The 17337-nt window shown below is 39.9% G+C and carries 14 protein-coding genes; 11 read left to right on the top strand and 3 right to left on the bottom strand.

The genetic code is table 11. The features are described 5' to 3' along the window. Positions 1–123 precede the first annotated feature (123 nt). On the bottom strand, positions 124–2262 hold the full coding sequence (locus ACFE93_RS10225; RefSeq protein WP_375473188.1) for a WD40/YVTN/BNR-like repeat-containing protein: 2139 nt from the start codon (positions 2260–2262) through the stop codon (positions 124–126). A gap of 310 nt (positions 2263–2572) precedes the next feature. On the opposite strand from ACFE93_RS10225, the gene ACFE93_RS10230 reads away from it, so the two are divergent. The 8 genes from ACFE93_RS10230 (at position 2573) to ACFE93_RS10265 (ending at position 12437) form a co-directional block, all read left to right on the top strand. Beyond that, the gene (locus ACFE93_RS10230) at positions 2573–4021 is read left to right on the top strand and encodes a GumC family protein (RefSeq protein ID WP_375473189.1); all 1449 of its coding nucleotides are present in this window, start codon (positions 2573–2575) and stop codon (positions 4019–4021) included. After that, complete coding sequence (locus ACFE93_RS10235; protein WP_375473190.1) at positions 4018–5310, top strand: O-antigen ligase family protein; 1293 nt, start codon at positions 4018–4020, stop codon at positions 5308–5310. Before ACFE93_RS10230 ends, ACFE93_RS10235 begins: the two co-directional genes overlap by 4 nt. Before the next feature lie 47 nt (positions 5311–5357). Next, a complete protein-coding gene (locus ACFE93_RS10240; protein WP_375473191.1) occupies positions 5358–6629 on the top strand; it encodes a lipopolysaccharide biosynthesis protein in 1272 nt (423 codons plus the stop codon). A 101-nt stretch (positions 6630–6730) separates the two neighbouring features. Next, entirely contained in the window at positions 6731–7795 is a 1065-nt protein-coding gene (locus tag ACFE93_RS10245; RefSeq protein WP_375473192.1) for a polysaccharide pyruvyl transferase family protein, read from the top strand. A gap of 60 nt (positions 7796–7855) precedes the next feature. Then, on the top strand, positions 7856–8824 hold the full coding sequence (locus tag ACFE93_RS10250) for a glycosyltransferase family 2 protein (protein ID WP_375473193.1): 969 nt from the start codon (positions 7856–7858) through the stop codon (positions 8822–8824). A 67-nt stretch (positions 8825–8891) separates the two neighbouring features. Beyond that, the gene (locus ACFE93_RS10255) at positions 8892–9881 is read left to right on the top strand and encodes a glycosyltransferase family 2 protein (RefSeq protein ID WP_375473194.1); all 990 of its coding nucleotides are present in this window, start codon (positions 8892–8894) and stop codon (positions 9879–9881) included. 376 nt (positions 9882–10257) lie between these two features. Then, on the top strand, positions 10258–11280 hold the full coding sequence (locus ACFE93_RS10260) for a glycosyltransferase family 2 protein (RefSeq protein WP_375473195.1): 1023 nt from the start codon (positions 10258–10260) through the stop codon (positions 11278–11280). A 107-nt stretch (positions 11281–11387) separates the two neighbouring features. Then, positions 11388–12437 (top strand): glycosyltransferase family 2 protein, encoded by a 1050-nt coding sequence (locus tag ACFE93_RS10265; RefSeq protein WP_375473196.1) that lies wholly within the window; start codon positions 11388–11390, stop codon positions 12435–12437. Between the two features lie 42 nt (positions 12438–12479). Here the strand turns inward: ACFE93_RS10265 and ACFE93_RS10270 are convergent, their stop codons facing one another. Beyond that, positions 12480–13043, bottom strand: coding sequence for an acireductone dioxygenase (locus ACFE93_RS10270; RefSeq protein WP_375473197.1), 564 nt, complete (start codon positions 13041–13043; stop codon positions 12480–12482). 286 nt (positions 13044–13329) lie between these two features. Here ACFE93_RS10270 and ACFE93_RS10275 point away from each other — a divergent pair, with 286 nt between their 5' ends. Further along, positions 13330–14775, top strand: a complete 1446-nt coding sequence (locus ACFE93_RS10275; protein ID WP_375473198.1) for a deoxyribodipyrimidine photo-lyase, 8-HDF type — start codon at positions 13330–13332, stop codon at positions 14773–14775. 569 nt (positions 14776–15344) lie between these two features. After that, positions 15345–16169 (top strand): alpha/beta fold hydrolase, encoded by an 825-nt coding sequence (locus ACFE93_RS10280; RefSeq protein WP_375473199.1) that lies wholly within the window; start codon positions 15345–15347, stop codon positions 16167–16169. Positions 16170–16308: 139 nt separating this feature from the next. On the opposite strand, the gene ACFE93_RS10285 is transcribed toward ACFE93_RS10280, so the two are convergent. Next, on the bottom strand, positions 16309–16551 hold the full coding sequence (locus tag ACFE93_RS10285) for a hypothetical protein (protein WP_375473200.1): 243 nt from the start codon (positions 16549–16551) through the stop codon (positions 16309–16311). A gap of 104 nt (positions 16552–16655) precedes the next feature. Between ACFE93_RS10285 and ACFE93_RS10290 the strand changes: the two genes are divergently transcribed. Next, a complete protein-coding gene (locus ACFE93_RS10290; protein ID WP_375473201.1) occupies positions 16656–17297 on the top strand; it encodes a hypothetical protein in 642 nt (213 codons plus the stop codon). Positions 17298–17337 lie beyond the last annotated feature (40 nt).

Raw genomic sequence — 17337 nt, forward strand, 5'->3', positions numbered from 1 at the left:
TAATATACTCCATTATCCCATACTGTATTGCACTCAATCAGGAACCGCTATAGTCTTTTAGCTTTGTGGTTTTCTTGCAACTGATGTCAGTTGCATGAAAAAAGTAAACAAAAGTAATTTTTTTTACAATTTACCATAGTATATTCCTCTACCGTTAGTGCCAATAAAGACTAGTCCGAATTTCTGCCAGCTAGCCTCCATCACATTAGGCTCATTGCCGATAGGTTGGTGTAAAAAGGCGATATTTATCCATGTTTTTCCTTTATCGAGAGAGCGAAAAACTCCTTTGCCCATACCAGCAATTTCCCCATACAAATACAGTGCAGGCATTTTGCTTCCCTTCCGTCCCTTACCAAAGGCGAATAAATAAGCTTTTTTCACTTTCGGAATCTGGGCAAATTTCGCACCGCCATTTTTTGAGCGATAAAGTCCGTGAGAGTTAAGACTGAGCCAGACTTCGCCATTAACCCCCGGAACTGTTTTGAGCATAGACCAACTTTCTGAAGGCAATAATGAGTTTACAATCCTAAAGGATGCGCCTCCGTTCCTACTGCGGTATAACTTGCCACCACTGTAGTAGTAAAAAGTGTTGCCATCTAATTTGTCAGCTACTAATGGTTGACCCCAGTACCACGGGCCTTTAGGGCCTTTGGGTAATCCTGATACTTTGCTCCAAGAACATCCGCCATTGGTTGTGCGAATAGGCTGTCCTTGATTAATAATTGCGACAAATAGATTTGAATTTGTTGCTGACATGGCTACACGCAACGGGATTGTGTTCTTCGGAAACGAGGAAAATTTTTTCCATGTCACTCCCCCATCTCTTGAAGTTGCTCCCGTATAAGTATTGTTCCATCGATTACCACCGACACGTACCATTTGTGAAGGATTTCTTTCGCTATAAGCAAGGCCATAGGTATCCTGGAACCGAGGACTATTTTTGCCGCCAAACTGCGTAGATGGGTAGACATCTAACCCATTGTTGTGGTCAAACCCATCCGTATCAGCAACACCGCTCAACAATTTAGAGCCACTTCGAGGCGAGACTAGTGCAAAGCTAACTAGCTGCTCGTGTCCTTTTTCATAGTTCGACCAAACAGATGACTCTGCGTTGATGTTATCTGTCCGCCATGTTCCATACCAGTCTGTTAACCATAACCGTCCAGCAGTTTTTGGGTCAAACTCAATAGCTGAAGTTGCAGAGGCAAAATACCACTTAGGCCACCAAGGCACTTGAGGTTTCAAAGTATGCTTTTTCTGTTGCCATGTAGCTCCACCATCAGTAGATTGAAATATTACACGATCGTTTGTTGTGGAAACATACTGGTCATAAACAATTAAAAGGTGATTGGGATTTTCTGGATCTACAGCAATGGCATTAAATTTAGTTTTCGCGTTACTTGGTGTGATATTGCTCCAAATACTGTTTGCATATTTGCTGACACCTGACGTATGCGTTACATACAGAACTTTGTCATTTGCGAGAGCCATTCGATTCACTTTTGATGGGCTTCCTGGTATTTTGCTCCAGGTAACACCCGCATCAGTGGATTTATATATGCCATTTCCATAGGCATTGGCATAGACTAGTCCAGACACATTTTTGTTAAATATAATACCTGCAATTCCAATATTTGCTTCCGACTTTTCGGGAAAGGAGCTAACCTTGCCCCATGTTGTGCCACCATCTGAAGACTTCCATAGTCCATTCAACCGCGAGCCAAATAAAATCACATTGGAATTAAAGGGATTAACGGCTAGCCTCTCTCCTAGCCAACGTTTATTTTCATTCCCGCCCATTGGCAAGTCTATTTTCAGCTTATTCCAGGTTCGACCGCGATCGCTCGATTTAAAAATTGTTCCTAATCCACCCCGACTAGTAGTGTATTTACCTGCTGCTATGTATACAATATCTGGGTTATTTGGGTCAAGTGCTAAGGCTTCTCCCCCATAGTAATTGCTGTGTTGTAAGCTAAATATATCTGTTAGCGGAATCCATTTGTAGTCTTTTGAATTCCAACGATAAAAGCCACCCATATCAGTTCTGATGTAGGCTAGATTTCGCTCTCGTGGATGCAAATAAATGCCTGTAACATAACCACCTCCTCCGATAGAAACATTAGTCCAGTGATAGCTTGAGGTAGTACTCCAACTAGACTTGATGGGTGTAAATTTGACGACAATAGCTAGCGTAACTATAGCAATACAAATTGTTTTCCCTAGCAGCCTCCAGAAACGGCGATCGCTCATTGCTATTTTCATGATCTTTGCAAATATTTACTTTAAAATACTTTACAGGAAGTAAATTATTTTAAAGTAAATTAGGTACAGCTAGGTGGATATCTGGGTGGATAATTTTTTTGAACCCTAGAGGATGCTGTCTGCATTGATGCAATATTGACCATCAGGCAGTTTTGTTATTGCTGTTTAAGAAGGAAACTTTATTAAGAATTATAAATAAAATTTTAAGCAACGATGTAGTAAAATCCTGAAAATGTACTTAGGCGAATCGCAAAAACCCACCTAGACTTTGTAATTCCGCAGCCAAGTTCCCGACTTTAGAGGATTTTTAATGGCCAATCATACAGAAATCTCTGCGGGCTACCCTAGCAGTTTGAGAAAATTAGTAGTGAGAAAACGATGTTGGCAGCGTTACTTACTTCTAGGTCTAGCGACCAACATAGCATTTTGGGCTGCAACTTTCCTTTATCTAAAGCTTACACCACCGACCTACACTAGTTCTTCAGCTGTTAATCTGCCAGGAGCATGGTCAAATGCCAATATTAATTTACCGGACATTGGCTATGCTAATTATGAAAATGTGTCTCCATACGCTGCTCTTTCTTCTCAAGATCCAAGAGAAATTTATAAATTTATTGCTGAAAGCGACCCTATATTAACAGCGGCAGCAGCTCAACTTAATATGTCTTTGGAAGAGTTTGGCAAACCTCGGCTCAAGCTAATAATTAATACTTCCATGATGAGCGTTGACTTTGAAGGCGCGAGTCCCCAGGAAGCTCAAAATAAATCTTTAGCTTTTTACAAAGTCTTGCAAGCAAGACTCAACTTACTACGAAATCAAGAAGCTGTTCAAAGAGATATAGGTTATCAAACTTCCCTGATTTCTTCGCAAAAAAAATTAGCAGATGCTCATCAGCGCCTTGCCGATTACAAAGCACGTTCGGGTTTGAACTCTGAAGATCAAATTAAGGATCTGACAACCAACATTGAACAGCTACGTAGACAACGAGCCGAAATAATTGGTCAACAGCAACAGGCTAGTAGTCGACTGGCACAATTATCGAATAATTTAAAACTATCTGCCGGACAAGCTACAAATGCTTTTACCCTTCAAACAGACCAGATATTTCAACAGAACTTAAAAAATTATAGTGATGCTAGCGCTTCTTTAGTTGTTTTAGAATCCAAATTTATGCCTAGCCATCCGACATTAATTACAGAGAAAGCGAAAAGAGACGCTGCTGAACAGGCCCTGCTAACTCGAGGTGAGTCTATTTTAGGGCGAAAAGTTACTTTGGCAGATCTAAAGCAGTTAAGCCTTAGTAGCTATAACTCTGGTAACAGCATTCCTCGAGATGCTCTTTCTCAAGAACTAGTGATAGTTCAGGCAGACCAAAAGGGATTCACCGCTCAAGCTCAAGCAATAGAACAACAGATTAACCAGCTTGAGAGTAGGCTCAAAAATTTAACACAGTTGGAAAGCACCTTAGATTCACTCAAGCGAAATACGCAAATTGCTGGAGCGGTCTTTTCCTCCAATTTGACCAGACTGGATATTGGCAAGTCGAATATCTTTGGCTCTTATCCACTGATTCAACTTGTTATACAGCCTACATTACCTGAGAACCCGACTTCACCAAAAGAGAAATTGGTTTTACTAGGTTCAACTTTCGGCTCCCTTTTCGTATCCCTTGGACTGGTGTTACTTTGGTGGCGCGAACGTAAAAATTTAATATCTGATAAGACTCTGATTACAGAGAGGAAGAGAATGGAACAATGAAACCTCAAAACTTGGAAGAAAGTCTTGTTTGGTATTGGATAATTAGTACCTATGGATTTTATTTTATTGGTATTTTATATCCGATAAATTTTGTATTAGCCTGGATACTGTTTTTTTACCTATGTAAGCGGCTTTGGAACCAAACAGCGTACACTAGTATTGACAAAATAATTAAAATTTATTGGATACATTGGGTTTGGATTGTTTCTATTCTGGTTATAGCGATCGCTACAATTGTAGGCTGCATAAGTTATGACGTCGGGACAAATCAAACTCTTCGGTCATTAATTAATTGGTTTACAGATTGGGCTTTACTAGCACTATTTCCATTAAGCGGCTGTCTCAATATTCGACCACAACTAATCTATAGAGCCGTCTGTATCTTATGCCTTCAAAGTTTGATTTTAATTCCCTTCTTTTATCTAGCTTGGATATTACATTTGCCTGCACACCTATATTCTTCTCCAATTGAAAGATTAATACAGAATGGCGAGCTTTTTTACAATGTAAATCTATATGGTAGTGATTACGGTACGAATGATATCCGTCTATTTCTATTTGCACCTTGGGCACCTGCGCTAGGTCTTATTGGAAACATCTACTTCTTCCTTGCTCTTGAAGAACGTAACAACAAGTGGCGCTGGATTGGTATAGTCGGCTCTTTAGCGATGAGTATAGTATCTGTTTCTCGCTTATCTTTTATCGCTTTACCAATAGTTTTCATATTAGTTTTGTTGCTTACAAAAATTACTAAACCTACGACGCAAATTGCGATCGGGTTTGTTAGCTTTTTAGCAGGTATTTTTAGCACGGTACTTCTTGGTACTGTTAAAGATGCTACAGAAGCATTTTATAATGCTAGACCGGACTCTTCACGAGTGCATGAAGCCTTAGGTATGATTGCCTTGGAGAAATGGAAAGAAGCTCCTATATGGGGTCATGGTTTTCGAGAAGCACCAGGGCCTAAAGCATTAGCAGAAATGCCTATCGGCTCTCACCATACTTGGTTTGGTCTCTTGTTTGTGAAAGGGATAGTTGGCTTCATCGCTTTTTTAGTACCAATTTTATTGAGTTTTATAGTTTTGCTTATTAAAGCACAGAAAAGTACAATTGCCAGAGTAGCATTGTATTTTCTTATCACTCTATTACTTTTTACATTTAATGATAGCCAAGAGGCTTTAGCTTACCTATACTATCCCGGTTTAATCATCATGGGAATTGCATTTAAAGAAGAAGTTCAGCCTCCTAACTCTTTTCTTCATAAGAAGTCTGAAGCTGCTTATATTTAAGTTTTAAATTGATAAAAAATATATAATTGTTTCTTAAGGATGGCCTCATGTTAATCAAAAAGCTAAGGCAAAAATTCTCTAGCCAATATGTGCGTAATGTTGGTTGGATGGGGGGAGCAGAGTTAATGAATCGTGTGTTCCGATTGGGAACAACAGTCACTTTATCTCACCTGTTAAATCCCTACGATTATGGATTGATCGCAATCGTTTTGACTACCAATGAATTTGCAACTGTTTTTACCTTAAGAGCTGGAATTGGATCTAAGATTGTTCAGGCATCAGAAAAGGATCTGAAAATTATTTGTCAGACATCTTACTGCCTTAATTGGATACTATGTGGAGTAATGTTTCTTCTTCAGTGTATTGCAGCTTTACCAGTTGCTTGGTTTTATAGTAATAACCAAGTTATCTTACCTATCTGCATTATGGCATTAGTCTACTTAATGCTGCCAATCTTTGCAGTTCAGTCTGCCTTAATCCAGCGAGAAAATCGCCTAAAAATTACAGCATTATGCAATGCCACTCAATCGTTCCTAATCAATGTTCTCACTATAGGTTTAGCTCTATTAGGGATGGGAATGTGGGCTGTTGTTGTACCTATTGTGATTACAACTCCAGTATGGATTGTTATCAATCTGATGAATCATCCTTGGCGGCCTACCATGTCTTTTAGTTTTAACAAGTGGCAGGAAGTTGTTAGTTATGCTAGAAATATTCTTGGCGTTGAGTTACTAAATAAGCTAAGAGCTAATCTTGATTACCTAATCATTGGACGTTTTTTAGGAGTCCAGGCGCTAGGAATTTACTATTTCGCTTTCAATGCTGGTTTAGGAATCAGCATGAATGTCATAAATACAATGACTTGGTCTTTATATCCCCATCTTTGTGCTGCTCGGGGAAACGTTAAACAGTTTCAAGAACGTTATTTTAGTAGCCTCAAAACATTTGCCTTAATTGTATTTCCATTGGTTTTGCTCCAGTCAAGCCTAGCTCCATTTTATGTACCAATTATTTTTGGGCAAAAGTGGATAACAGCAATTCCAGTATTGATAGTTATCTGCTTGTCAGCCCTACCACGCCCATTTGCTGATGGCGCTTCTATGTTACTTAACTCTGTAGATAAAAGTCATATTAATCTTTACTGGAACCTAATTTTTACTGTAATTTTTACAATTTCATTACTAGTAGCTGTGAAATGGGGGATTTTTTGGGTAGCTGTTGCGGTGTTTATGACTCATATATTAGCATTACCTCTTTACAGCATTTGGGCTAGTAAATATGTTTTATCTAGAACTCAATCTTTATCAATTGCAAAATAAAAATTAAAGCTAAGTAAAAATTTAGCTTTTTATAAAAATACCTTTTTATAACTACACTCATTCATTGAGAAATAACGAATAACAACGAGGAACTAAAATTAATGGCTACCACCCAACCGGAACAACTGAAAGAACTTCTGCATAAATCACTAGGGAAATTAGAGACATTTCAAGAGTGTGCATTACTAGACTATCCTGACTATCCTAATATTGGCGATCACCTTATCGGGTTAGGTACTATACTTTATTTAATCAATGTGCAAAAAACAAAAATTAAATACACTGCAAGTCCTAATAACTTTTCTAGCACAGTAATGGAAGAAAGAATTGGAAAATCTCCTATTTTCCTGCAAGGAGGAGGGAATTTAGGCGATCTTTGGACTGCTCATCAAAAATTTCGCGAACAGATTATTTCCAAATACCGGGATCAACCAATAATTATCCTACCACAAAGTATTTATTTTGTTGAACCAACCAATTTAATAGAGGCAGCAAATGTATTCAATTCACATCCTAATTTAACTTTGTTTGTCCGTGACGACTACAGCTATGAACTTGCTCTAAAATATTTCTACAACTGTCAGGTAATTAAAGCACCTGATATGGCTTTTCAAATGGTTAACTTACCTGATCTATTATCGAAGTCTAACCGCAGCAACTCTATTTTGTATCACTATAGAAATGACAAAGAGTTGAATCCAAGTAATTCTCAGACTTCTATTGATCTCCCTAATTTAGTTGTAGAAGATTGGACTTCTTTCAAATATGACACAACTGAACGTATGGAGCGAATTCGGGAAGGCTTGCAAAAAGGTACAGTGATTCCTGGGGAGTGGATATACCGATATCTCTGGAAATACTTCCATCATTATTCCTTTGGATTCAATAGCTTATATAACTCCTCAATGCATCTTAAATCTTTAAGTTATATGCATCATGGGATGTATCAATTCAAGCAGCATCGTCTAATTATTACAAACCGCTTGCATGGACATATTCTCTGCATTCTTATGGGTATTCCTCATATCTTTATACCTAATGCTTACCATAAAAATGAAGCATTTTATCAAGCTTGGACTTACTCAATTCCCTTTTGCAGATTTGTAAAAGAACCTTCACAAATTCAGGTAGCGGCTCAAGAACTCTTGGAACTATTCCCAAACTAACTGGTTTCTGCTCTGCCTACACTAGGACTTACAAAAATCCTTCTACTTTCCATAAGCTCTATGACAACTATATCCGTTATTATTCCCGCTTACAATGCTGAACGCACTATATTAGAAACGATAAAATCTGTTCTTCAACAAACCTTTTTTGATTTTGAGCTAATTGTTATTAATGATGGCTCAACCGATGGGACTTTAGAACTAGTGAAGACTGTTGAAGACTCTCGGATCAAGATTTTTTCATACAGTAATGCTGGTCTATCAGTCGCTCGTAATCGTGGTATTTTTCATGCCACTGGAGAGTTTATGGCATTTCTTGATGCCGATGACTTATGGATACCTGATAAATTAGAGCTACAACTAGCAGCATTGCAAAAACATCCAGAGGCAGGACTTGCTTATAGCTGGACTCTGAACATGAGTGAAACAGCAGAGATTTTTCACCCCGGTCATAATGTAGTCTATGAAGGTAATGTGTATGACAAATTATTACTCAGTAACTTTATTTCCAATGGTTCCAATCCTTTAATTCGTAAACAAGCAATTGAATCTGCTGGAGAATTCGATCCAACACTTTCTTCTGTAGAGGATTGGGATTATTGGTTTCGTGTAGCACAGCACTGGAATTTTGCAGTAGTTCCTAAACCTCAAATTCTCTATCGTCACTCTTCAAAATCTATGTCAACTAAAGTTGAGAAGATGGAGAAATATTTGCTTATTGTCTTGGAGAGAGGCTTTCAAGCAGCACCACCAGAGTTACAAAATCTTAAAAATAGAAGCCTAGCAAATATCTATCAATATTTAACTGGCATGGAGCTGGCTCATGTGACTAATAGAGAACAGGTCAACCAAGCTGGTCGTAAATTGTGGAAAACGGTTTCTTTATATCCCCAGATTTTGCTAGAAAGACTAACTCAGCGTTATTTAATGAAATGGCTGGTAATGCAAGTTTTTTCTCCTCGAATTGCTAAGTACTTGACTCGACCTTTTTCTTTGGCTAGGTCTGTTGCGGTTCCAAGGCTGCAATAGAGGCTGTATAAAACAACCTTTTTTGATACTAATTCGCTAGTAAAATTGAGCAACTTATTAAAATCACATGCCAACTATATCTGTCATTATTCCCGCTTATAATTCTGAGCGCACAATTGTCGATACAATTGTCTCAGTACAACAACAAACTTTTTCTGATTTTGAGATAATTGTTATCAATGATGGTTCAACAGACGGAACTCTTAAGCTACTGGATGAGTTAAAAGATAGTCGTATAAAAGTCTTTTCCTATGAGAATGGAGGTTTATCAGTAGCTCGTAACCGTGGTATCTCTCATGCCAAAGGAGATTTTATAGCCTTTCTTGATGCTGACGATTTATGGACAGCTGATAAGCTAGAACTTCAGTTAGAAGCTTTGCAGAAAAATCCAGAGGCAGGTGTTGCTTATAGCTGGACTTATTTTATGGATGAACAAACTGGAAATTGCCATATCGAACGGTCTATCTTTTTCCAAGGTAATGTTTTGGCTAATTTATTAACCTGGAACTTTATTGCTAGTGGTTCAAATCCCTTAATCCGTAAGCAAGCGATTGAATCTGTAGGGGAGTTTGAACCTTTAGTATCAGGAGCAGCAGATTGGGATTATTGGCTGCGTTTAGCTGCAAAATGGTCGTTTGTCGTAGTTACTAAACCGCAGATTTTCTATCGTCAATCTTCCAATTCAATGTCATCTAAAATTGAATTTATGGAAGACTGTCAGTTACAAGTATTGGAGCGAGTTTTTCAATCGGGATCGCCAGAAATTCAAATGTTGAAAAATCATAGTTTAGCTTATGTTTATCGATATTCTTGTCGCCTCTGCCTCACAAGAATTACAGGTGATGAAGGAGTTGAAAAAGCAAGTAAAAAATTGGGTAAGGCAATTCAGCTATATCCAAAAATTATTTTGCAAAAGGAGACTCAAAAGCTATTAATTAAATTGTTGTTGAAAAAAATACTTGTAGATAATATTTCTGGATGCTTGTTCCAGATTATTAGCAAAATTCGCGTTATTCACGTTCAAAAATTAAATATTCATGAACAAAGAATCAGTTGAGGTAAGTTGTAGTACTTACCACTTGTAACTCAATGGGATAGTTACTCAGTCTTCTTGTGGATAATGGTGGATAGATCAGTTGCTAAAAATTTCAATCAGACTATCCACACGCAGAAAAATGTATTTTTTAATACAGTATTTTGCCTTAAGTAACTAATACCAGACGAAATTTTACATTATCCGGTGAAAAGTTAGGAGGTGGGGTTCGTCCTCTGACTAGACGGATAGCCAGGTGGATAAATATCTCACTTTTTTAGATGCTATCACTAGAAGGTGCGATCGTATCCATCAGGTAGTATTCCTATTGCTATATCAAAGATTACTGTAATATTAGTAAAACCTGAAATCAAAACTGAAACTAAAGTCAGTCTAGAAAATGAAAAAAGTTTCTGTAATTATTCCGGTTTATGGAGTTGAGAAATATATAGCTGCTACTGTACAATCTGTTCTTGAGCAATCCTATACAAATTTCGAGCTTCTAATTATCGATGATGCTTCTTTGGACAGGAGTATAAATATTTGTCAGCAATTCACTGACCCCAGAATTAAAATTATTCACCAGGCAAATCGAGGGGTATCTGGAGCTAGGAATACTGGTATTCGCTATGCTCAAGGAGAATATTTAGCTTTTTTAGATGGAGATGACCTTTGGTTGCCAGAAAAATTAGAAAAACAGATTGCTCACTTAGAAAATTCACCAGCAGTCGGTGTTAGCTTCAGTCGTTCTGCTTTTATTGATGAAGCTGGAGAAGCTTTAGGTACGTATCAGATGCCCAAGCTTAAAGAAATCACGCCATCTTATTTACTTAGTTGCAATCCGATTGGTAATGGCTCGGCTGCGGTAATTCGCAGAGAAGTTATTGAAGCGATTAAATTCCAAGATAATCTTTATGGTACTAATGAAGATTGTTATTTTGATGAACATTTACTCCAATCAGAAGATAACGAATTTTGGATTCGTATTTCCATTAAAAGCAATTGGCAAATAGAGGGCATTCCAGAACCCTTGACCTTGTATCGGGTTAATTCAAAAGGGCTTTCAGCAAATATGCTCAAGCAGTTAGATTTTTGGGAAAAGCTAATTGAAAAGACACGCTCCTACGCTCCAGAGATATTTACTCAAGGAGAAACACTAGCTAGAGCCTACCAGTTGCAGTATTTAGCTCGTAATGCTGTACGACTACGAGAAGGTTCAATGGCTGTAAAATTAATTAATCGAGCGTTAATAGCTGACTGGCATATTCTTATTGAAAATTCAAAAAGTACAATTTTGACGCTGGTAGCAGCTTATTTACTTTTACTTTTACCTCAAAATGTTTACAATAAATTTGAAGCTCTGGTTTCAAATAATATAGTAGGGGCTAACCAAAAACGTCGTATTCTTCAAGAAGATATCTAGAAATAATTAAGAACTTTCTATGTCTAAAGCATAATTATATTTATTGCCTAGTGCATAGCAAATTTAATTAGATATTAATTAAATAAAATCAATAGGAATAGTCAACAATGAAGAAAGTTTCTATTATTATTCCGGTTTACAAAGCAGAAAAATATATAGCTGCTACGCTGCAATCGGCTCTTGAACAAACTTACGAAAACTTCGAGATTTTAATTATTGATGATGGTACTCCTGATAAGAGTATAGAAATTTGTCAGCAATTTACAGACTCTAGAATTAAAATTATTCGTCAAAGTAATCGGGGTCTACCTGGGGCAAGAAACACTGGTATTCGCCATGCACAGGGAGAATATTTAACTCTTTTAGATGCTGATGACTTATGGTTGCCAGAAAAATTAGAAAAACACGTTAAGCATTTAGATAATTCGCCTAATGTCGGGGTAAGCTTTAGCCGTTCTGCTTTTATTGATGATAATGGGAACCCTTTAGGTATTTATCAAATGCCTCAAATGCAGGGAATAACTCCAGCGATTATCCTTTGCCGCAATCCAATTAGCAATGGTTCGGTAGCAGTAATTAAAAGAGAAGTTTTTGAAGCTATTGAATTCCAAGACAATCTTTACGGTACAGTTGAAAGTTTTTATTTTGATGAGCGATCGCGTCATACTAATGGTGACTCAACAGATGTTGAATGTTGGTTTCGGATGTCTGTTAAGAGCGATCTGCAAATAGAGGGTATTCCTGAAGCTTTGACCTTATATAGGGTAAATTCAGGGGGACTATCAGCAAACTTGCTCAAGCAGTTAGATTCTTGGGAATTGGCAATCTCTAGGGCACGTTTATACGCCCCAGAAATAGTTAATCAATGGGAAACACTGGCTAGAGCTTACCAGTTGCGGTACTTAGCCCGTAGAGCAGTCAGCTTGCAAGATGGTGCAATGGCTGTGAAGTTGGTGAATCGAGCATTAGCAACCAACTGGCATATTCTCTCTAAAGAACCACGCCGTACAGTTTTGACCCTAGCAGCTGCCTATTTCCTTCGGCTTTTGCCCCAGTCCCTTTACAGTCGAATTGAGACTGTTGCTTTAAAGACTACAGGATATACTCAAAGACAGCGCATTTCACAAGGCTTAGGGGGGAGCAACGCGATTTCGTGAGGTCGGCTAAAGGACGTGCATAAATGAGCTTTAACGCGGCTTTTAGATCGAATCACTCACTTTAGTCCCTGTATAATTAGGAACCCAACCTTCTGCGTTGGCGCAGCCCGCCGCAGGCATCGCAAAATAGCGTACTCCTTTGAAATTCAACGATGCAGTTGGGCTGCACCAATGCTCAACGCCAGCGGGGATGTAGAGATAGTCTTGTGCCTGAACTAAAAGCTGTACCTGACTGCCATCAAGTCGCACGAAACCATAAATCATTTCTCCTGCTAACACATAGAGGGGTTCAGCCGCAGGATGAGTATGGTAACGGCCGTAGGTTGCGATCAGGTGGTGAAGATTGAACGAACCTGGGTGCACATTTAGTAAGTCACACCAGAGAGCGCCATTTTCTTGCTGAAGAAATTCAAAGACGCTGTTATGGAGTTCTACGCAATAACGTTTCTCGGCCTCAGTTAAAACGTCCTGGTGTAGCAGATTAGGGAAGAGTAGCGATGTTCCTGGGTCGTAGTGTTTGAGTTTAATGCCAAGAGGCGCAAGTTCACGAGCTATTTCGTCTAAATCGCTCTCAATCGTACTGTCGTCAAGTAGTAGGTTAGCCATGACAAAAAGACTAATTAACTGTTAAGAAGAGTATACTCAATTTCGATCTAAAAAACCACTATTCCCGATTGACAAACCGGGGTTTATTTGACTATTGACATTCTGCGATCGCAATTTTCATTTGAATTCGTAAGGATCGCAGCTGTGCGCCCCTACACCATGCAATTGCAAACTGCTATAGTTAAACTCTTAAATACCCATTAAAAGAATAAATTTATCGTCAGAATGATGCTTATTGGTACCACTAGCATCTAAGCTAGTACGGGTGAACTATATCCAGCATGGAATGTCTGACTTAATTCTGTTTTGGCATCGGCGCGATTTACGCATTTCTGACAATACGGGACTGGCTGCGGCAAAAGAGCAGAGTCCGAAGGTAGTGGGCGTGTTTTGCCTCGATCCGCATATTCTAGAACGGGATGATGTTGCTCCTGTGAGAGTAACTTATATGATTGGCTGTTTGCAGAAACTTCAAGAGCGATATGCTCAAGTTGGTAGCCAGTTATTAATACTACATGCCGATCCTGTACAAGCAATACCAGCCTTAGCCGAAGCAATAAATGCCAAAGCTGTTTTTTGGAATTGGGATGTAGAGCCTTATTCACAAGAACGCGATCGCACCATTATAAATGCCCTCAAAGAAAAAGGTATTGAGTTTCTTAACCAAAACTGGGATCAAATCCTCAACTCCCCAGAGGAGTTACGCACGGGTAGTAACAGTCCTTACACGGTTTACACTCCCTTCTGGAAAAACTGGATTACCAAACCAAAGAGTCAACCAGTAGAAACATTGCAAAATGTTGAGGGATTAACGGAAGCTGAACAAGAAATTGCCAAACTTGCAGGAGCGATCGCACTACCTTCAGCAAAAGATTTAGGATTTATTTGGGATGGAGAATTGATTATTTCACCAGGAGAGGCGGCGGCACAAGAACGATTAGAAGAATTTACTAATAAAGCCATTACTGAATATCAAGAACAGCGCAATTTTCCCGCAGTTGACGGAACATCACAACTGAGTGCAGCTTTAAAATTTGGCGTAATTGGCATTCGCACCGTTTGGCAAGCCACTATAGAAGCATTAGAAAATAGCCGCAGTGACGAAACAGCAGTAAATATCCGCACATGGCAACAGGAATTAGCTTGGCGGGAGTTTTATCAACACGCAATGTACAACTTCCCGGAATTAGCTGATGGTGCTTTCCGCGACGCCTTTAAGAATTTTCCTTGGCAAACTAACGAAGAACACTTCCAAACTTGGTGTGAAGGGAGAACTGGCTATCCCATTGTAGATGCAGCAATGCGTCAGTTAAACGAAAGTGGCTGGATGCATAACCGTTGTCGAATGATTGTCGCCAGTTTCCTCACTAAAGATTTGCTAATTAATCCCCAATTGGGAGAAAAATATTTTATGCAACACCTGATTGATGGTGATTTATCCGCTAATAATGGCGGTTGGCAATGGAGTGCTTCTAGCGGCATGGACCCCAAACCTGTGCGGATTTTCAACCCAGCTAGCCAAACACAAAAATTCGATCCAGAGGGAGAATATATTCGGCAATGGGTGTCAGAATTGCGGTCTGTAGATACAGAATATTTAGTTAGTGGTAAAATTCCACCTTTAGAACGTCATGCTGTTGGTTATCCTGACCCAATTGTGGATCATAAAATACAGCAACAGCAGTTTAAACAGCGTTATCAACAGCAAAAAAATATTAGTAGTGGTGAGTAAAATTGTTAGTTTTTTAATAAACGTTTCCATTTTGTCACTATAAATCTCTTAATCCAGTCACTGTAAGGGTTAAGCTTTACTTGCAGTTAATGTGGTTTGAAAACTCTTGTTTGCGGTTTAATTTGCAATTCTTGTGGTTTTGAGATCCCTCTTATTTACAAATAATGTGGTTTCAAAATTGCCTTGTTTGCGGTTTGAAGTGTTTATGTTTGCAGTTCGTTACACCTATAGCAATCCTTGCAGGAGTCCTGAAAAATATAAATCAGAAACGAACCGCCAAGAACGCCAACTCTTGGAGAGGCTCCGCTAACGCGCAGCGTCTCTAAGAGTTGGACGCAAAGGGAAGAAAGAAGAAAGAGATATAGAATTTTCACAAATGATTTAGGACTGCTATAGTATTTGGTTGATTTCTTCTACCAAACACATTTGGTGAATTATTGCTGCCACTATCCCGCAGTAGTCAATATCTTGTACTCTTATTTTTGATGCTGATGATGTCATTTATCAAAAATATCATCAATCTTTTCACTTACTTGCAGAATGTGAGTCAGCCTACTGGAGAAAAACACATGAACACGATCGCAGTGAAAGACGGCATAGAGATTTACTACAAGGATTGGGGCAGCGGTCAGCCCATCGTTTTCTCGCATGGTTGGCCTCTATCGGCCGACGACTGGGACAACCAAATGATGTTCTTCTTAAATCACGGCTATCGCGTCATCGCGCATGACCGACGAGGGCATGGACGCTCGAGCCAAGGCGGAGACGGACACGATATGGATCATTACGCCGATGACCTCGCTGCGCTTACCGCGCATCTCGACTTAAAGAATGCCATCCACGTTGGACACTCGACTGGCGGCGGTGAGGTGACACGCTACATTGCGCGCCACGGCGAAAGCCGCGTTGCGAAGGCCGTTCTCATTAGCGCCGTGCCACCACTGATGGTGAAGACCCCAGAGAATCCCGGCGGTTTACCTAAAGAGGTATTTGACGACTTTCAGGTGCAGGTTGCCACCAATCGGGCGCAATTTTATTGGGATGTGCCGAGTGGGCCCTTTTACGGTTACAACCGACCGGGCGCGAAAGCGTCGCAAGGCGTGATTGAGAATTGGTGGCGCCAGGGCATGATGGGCGGTATCAAGGCGCATTATGATGGCATCGTGGCTTTCTCCCAGACCGACTTTACCGAGGATCTTAAGAAGCTCTCTGTGCCAACTTTGGTAATGCACGGCGATGATGACCAGATAGTTCCTTATGCCGACTCCGCCCTACTGAGCGCTAAGTTGGTCAAGGGCGCGGTATTGAAAACCTACAAGGGTTTCCCGCACGGTATGCCGACGACAAATGCAGACCAGATCAATGCCGATCTCCTGGAATTCATTCAGTTGTAAACGCAAACCACTCGGTTCTCAAGAAAGTCTCCATACTGCTGCCCCAAAGCTTCTAACCAGGCGATGCTCCGATGCGTGGCTTTGGTACAGTGTGTTCGTCCACCTTGCAGCCATGTGCGGTAGCCGATCTTGTGTCTCGTTAGCCGTCAATCTGTCGATAGGGATGTAGCGAGAGGTCATCTTTGGGTTGTGATGTCCAGGTGAGCAGCAATGCGATCGCAGATTCTCGGTAGTCTGGGTTAAGGAACGAACCCAGCATTTCAAGCATCAAGGGTGATTGTTCCTTGCCTTGTAAATACTGTAAGGGGCGATCGCCCCAAATCATGCACGATGATGCTAAATAGGCAGTTTTAGGGCACTCGTTATCAATGGCACACGTCACAGCATCAGGTGTTAACGCAGTAATGCGCCAAGGTCAGCAAGCTCTTGGGACACAAAGCTATGACATAGCGAATTTGCAAGGTAAATGGGGTCTCTAAATCAACCATGAAGAAACATTCCTTAATTGCTCTTATCCTCATTTCTGTCTTATCGGGGTTAGCGAACGCTGCTTCATTGCAAGCCCGTCCTAAGCTAATTGCAGGGACAAAACCTCAAGTTCATCAAGTTTCTTCCCAAAAAGTGGAAACAATCAAAGGTTTGCCAGTTAAGCGTCTTCCTGGTTCAATCATTCCTATTGATGGACTTGATGATTTAATCGCCAAATCAGACCTCATTGTTATTGGGAAAACAGACAAGTCTGTTGCTGAAGCACGGTCGATCATTGGCAGGGATCGGGAAGGATTTATTGCTACGGCTGTTTCAGAAGTCCCTTTTAAGGTGAGCAAAGTTTTTAAGGGAGATTTAACCCTCAAAGAAATTAGTCTTGGACAGCAAGCGGCTGTAGTTCCAGAAAACTGGAAATCCTACATTCGAGTGTTTGATGAATATACCCCATTAGAACCTGGCAAAAAATACGTATTGTTCCTTCGTAAAGGGATCGCTACGGGTGAAGGATTGTATTTCCCAACTGGCGTAATGTATGGCAAATATAATGTCGATGGGGGTGACGCTAGAGAAGATGCTGCATTTGATGACCCAACGTTCAAGGCTATCAAAAAAGTTGTGAAAGATCGGTTCAAAGAGTGAGATTGGCATTGATCTGATCGCGTTCGCAACTAACAGTTCT

It is taken from the genome of uncultured Nostoc sp. (assembly GCF_964247315.1).
Classification (GTDB): Bacteria; Cyanobacteriota; Cyanobacteriia; order Cyanobacteriales; family Nostocaceae; genus Nostoc.

Excerpts from the sequence above, each read along its gene's own strand:
- ACFE93_RS10225 (WP_375473188.1), bottom strand. The coding sequence starts at position 2,262 with ATGAAAATAGCAATGAGCGATCGCCGTTTCTGGAGGCTGCTAGGGAAA.
- ACFE93_RS10235 (WP_375473190.1), top strand. The coding sequence starts at position 4,018 with ATGAAACCTCAAAACTTGGAAGAAAGTCTTGTTTGGTATTGGATAATT.
- ACFE93_RS10240 (WP_375473191.1), top strand. The coding sequence starts at position 5,358 with ATGTTAATCAAAAAGCTAAGGCAAAAATTCTCTAGCCAATATGTGCGT.
- ACFE93_RS10260 (WP_375473195.1), top strand. The coding sequence starts at position 10,258 with ATGAAAAAAGTTTCTGTAATTATTCCGGTTTATGGAGTTGAGAAATAT.
- ACFE93_RS10245 (WP_375473192.1), top strand. The coding sequence starts at position 6,731 with ATGGCTACCACCCAACCGGAACAACTGAAAGAACTTCTGCATAAATCA.
- ACFE93_RS10265 (WP_375473196.1), top strand. The coding sequence starts at position 11,388 with ATGAAGAAAGTTTCTATTATTATTCCGGTTTACAAAGCAGAAAAATAT.
- ACFE93_RS10255 (WP_375473194.1), top strand. The coding sequence starts at position 8,892 with ATGCCAACTATATCTGTCATTATTCCCGCTTATAATTCTGAGCGCACA.
- ACFE93_RS10290 (WP_375473201.1), top strand. The coding sequence starts at position 16,656 with ATGAAGAAACATTCCTTAATTGCTCTTATCCTCATTTCTGTCTTATCG.
- ACFE93_RS10275 (WP_375473198.1), top strand. The coding sequence starts at position 13,330 with ATGTCTGACTTAATTCTGTTTTGGCATCGGCGCGATTTACGCATTTCT.
- ACFE93_RS10270 (WP_375473197.1), bottom strand. The coding sequence starts at position 13,043 with ATGGCTAACCTACTACTTGACGACAGTACGATTGAGAGCGATTTAGAC.
- ACFE93_RS10250 (WP_375473193.1), top strand. The coding sequence starts at position 7,856 with ATGACAACTATATCCGTTATTATTCCCGCTTACAATGCTGAACGCACT.
- ACFE93_RS10230 (WP_375473189.1), top strand. The coding sequence starts at position 2,573 with ATGGCCAATCATACAGAAATCTCTGCGGGCTACCCTAGCAGTTTGAGA.
- ACFE93_RS10280 (WP_375473199.1), top strand. The coding sequence starts at position 15,345 with ATGAACACGATCGCAGTGAAAGACGGCATAGAGATTTACTACAAGGAT.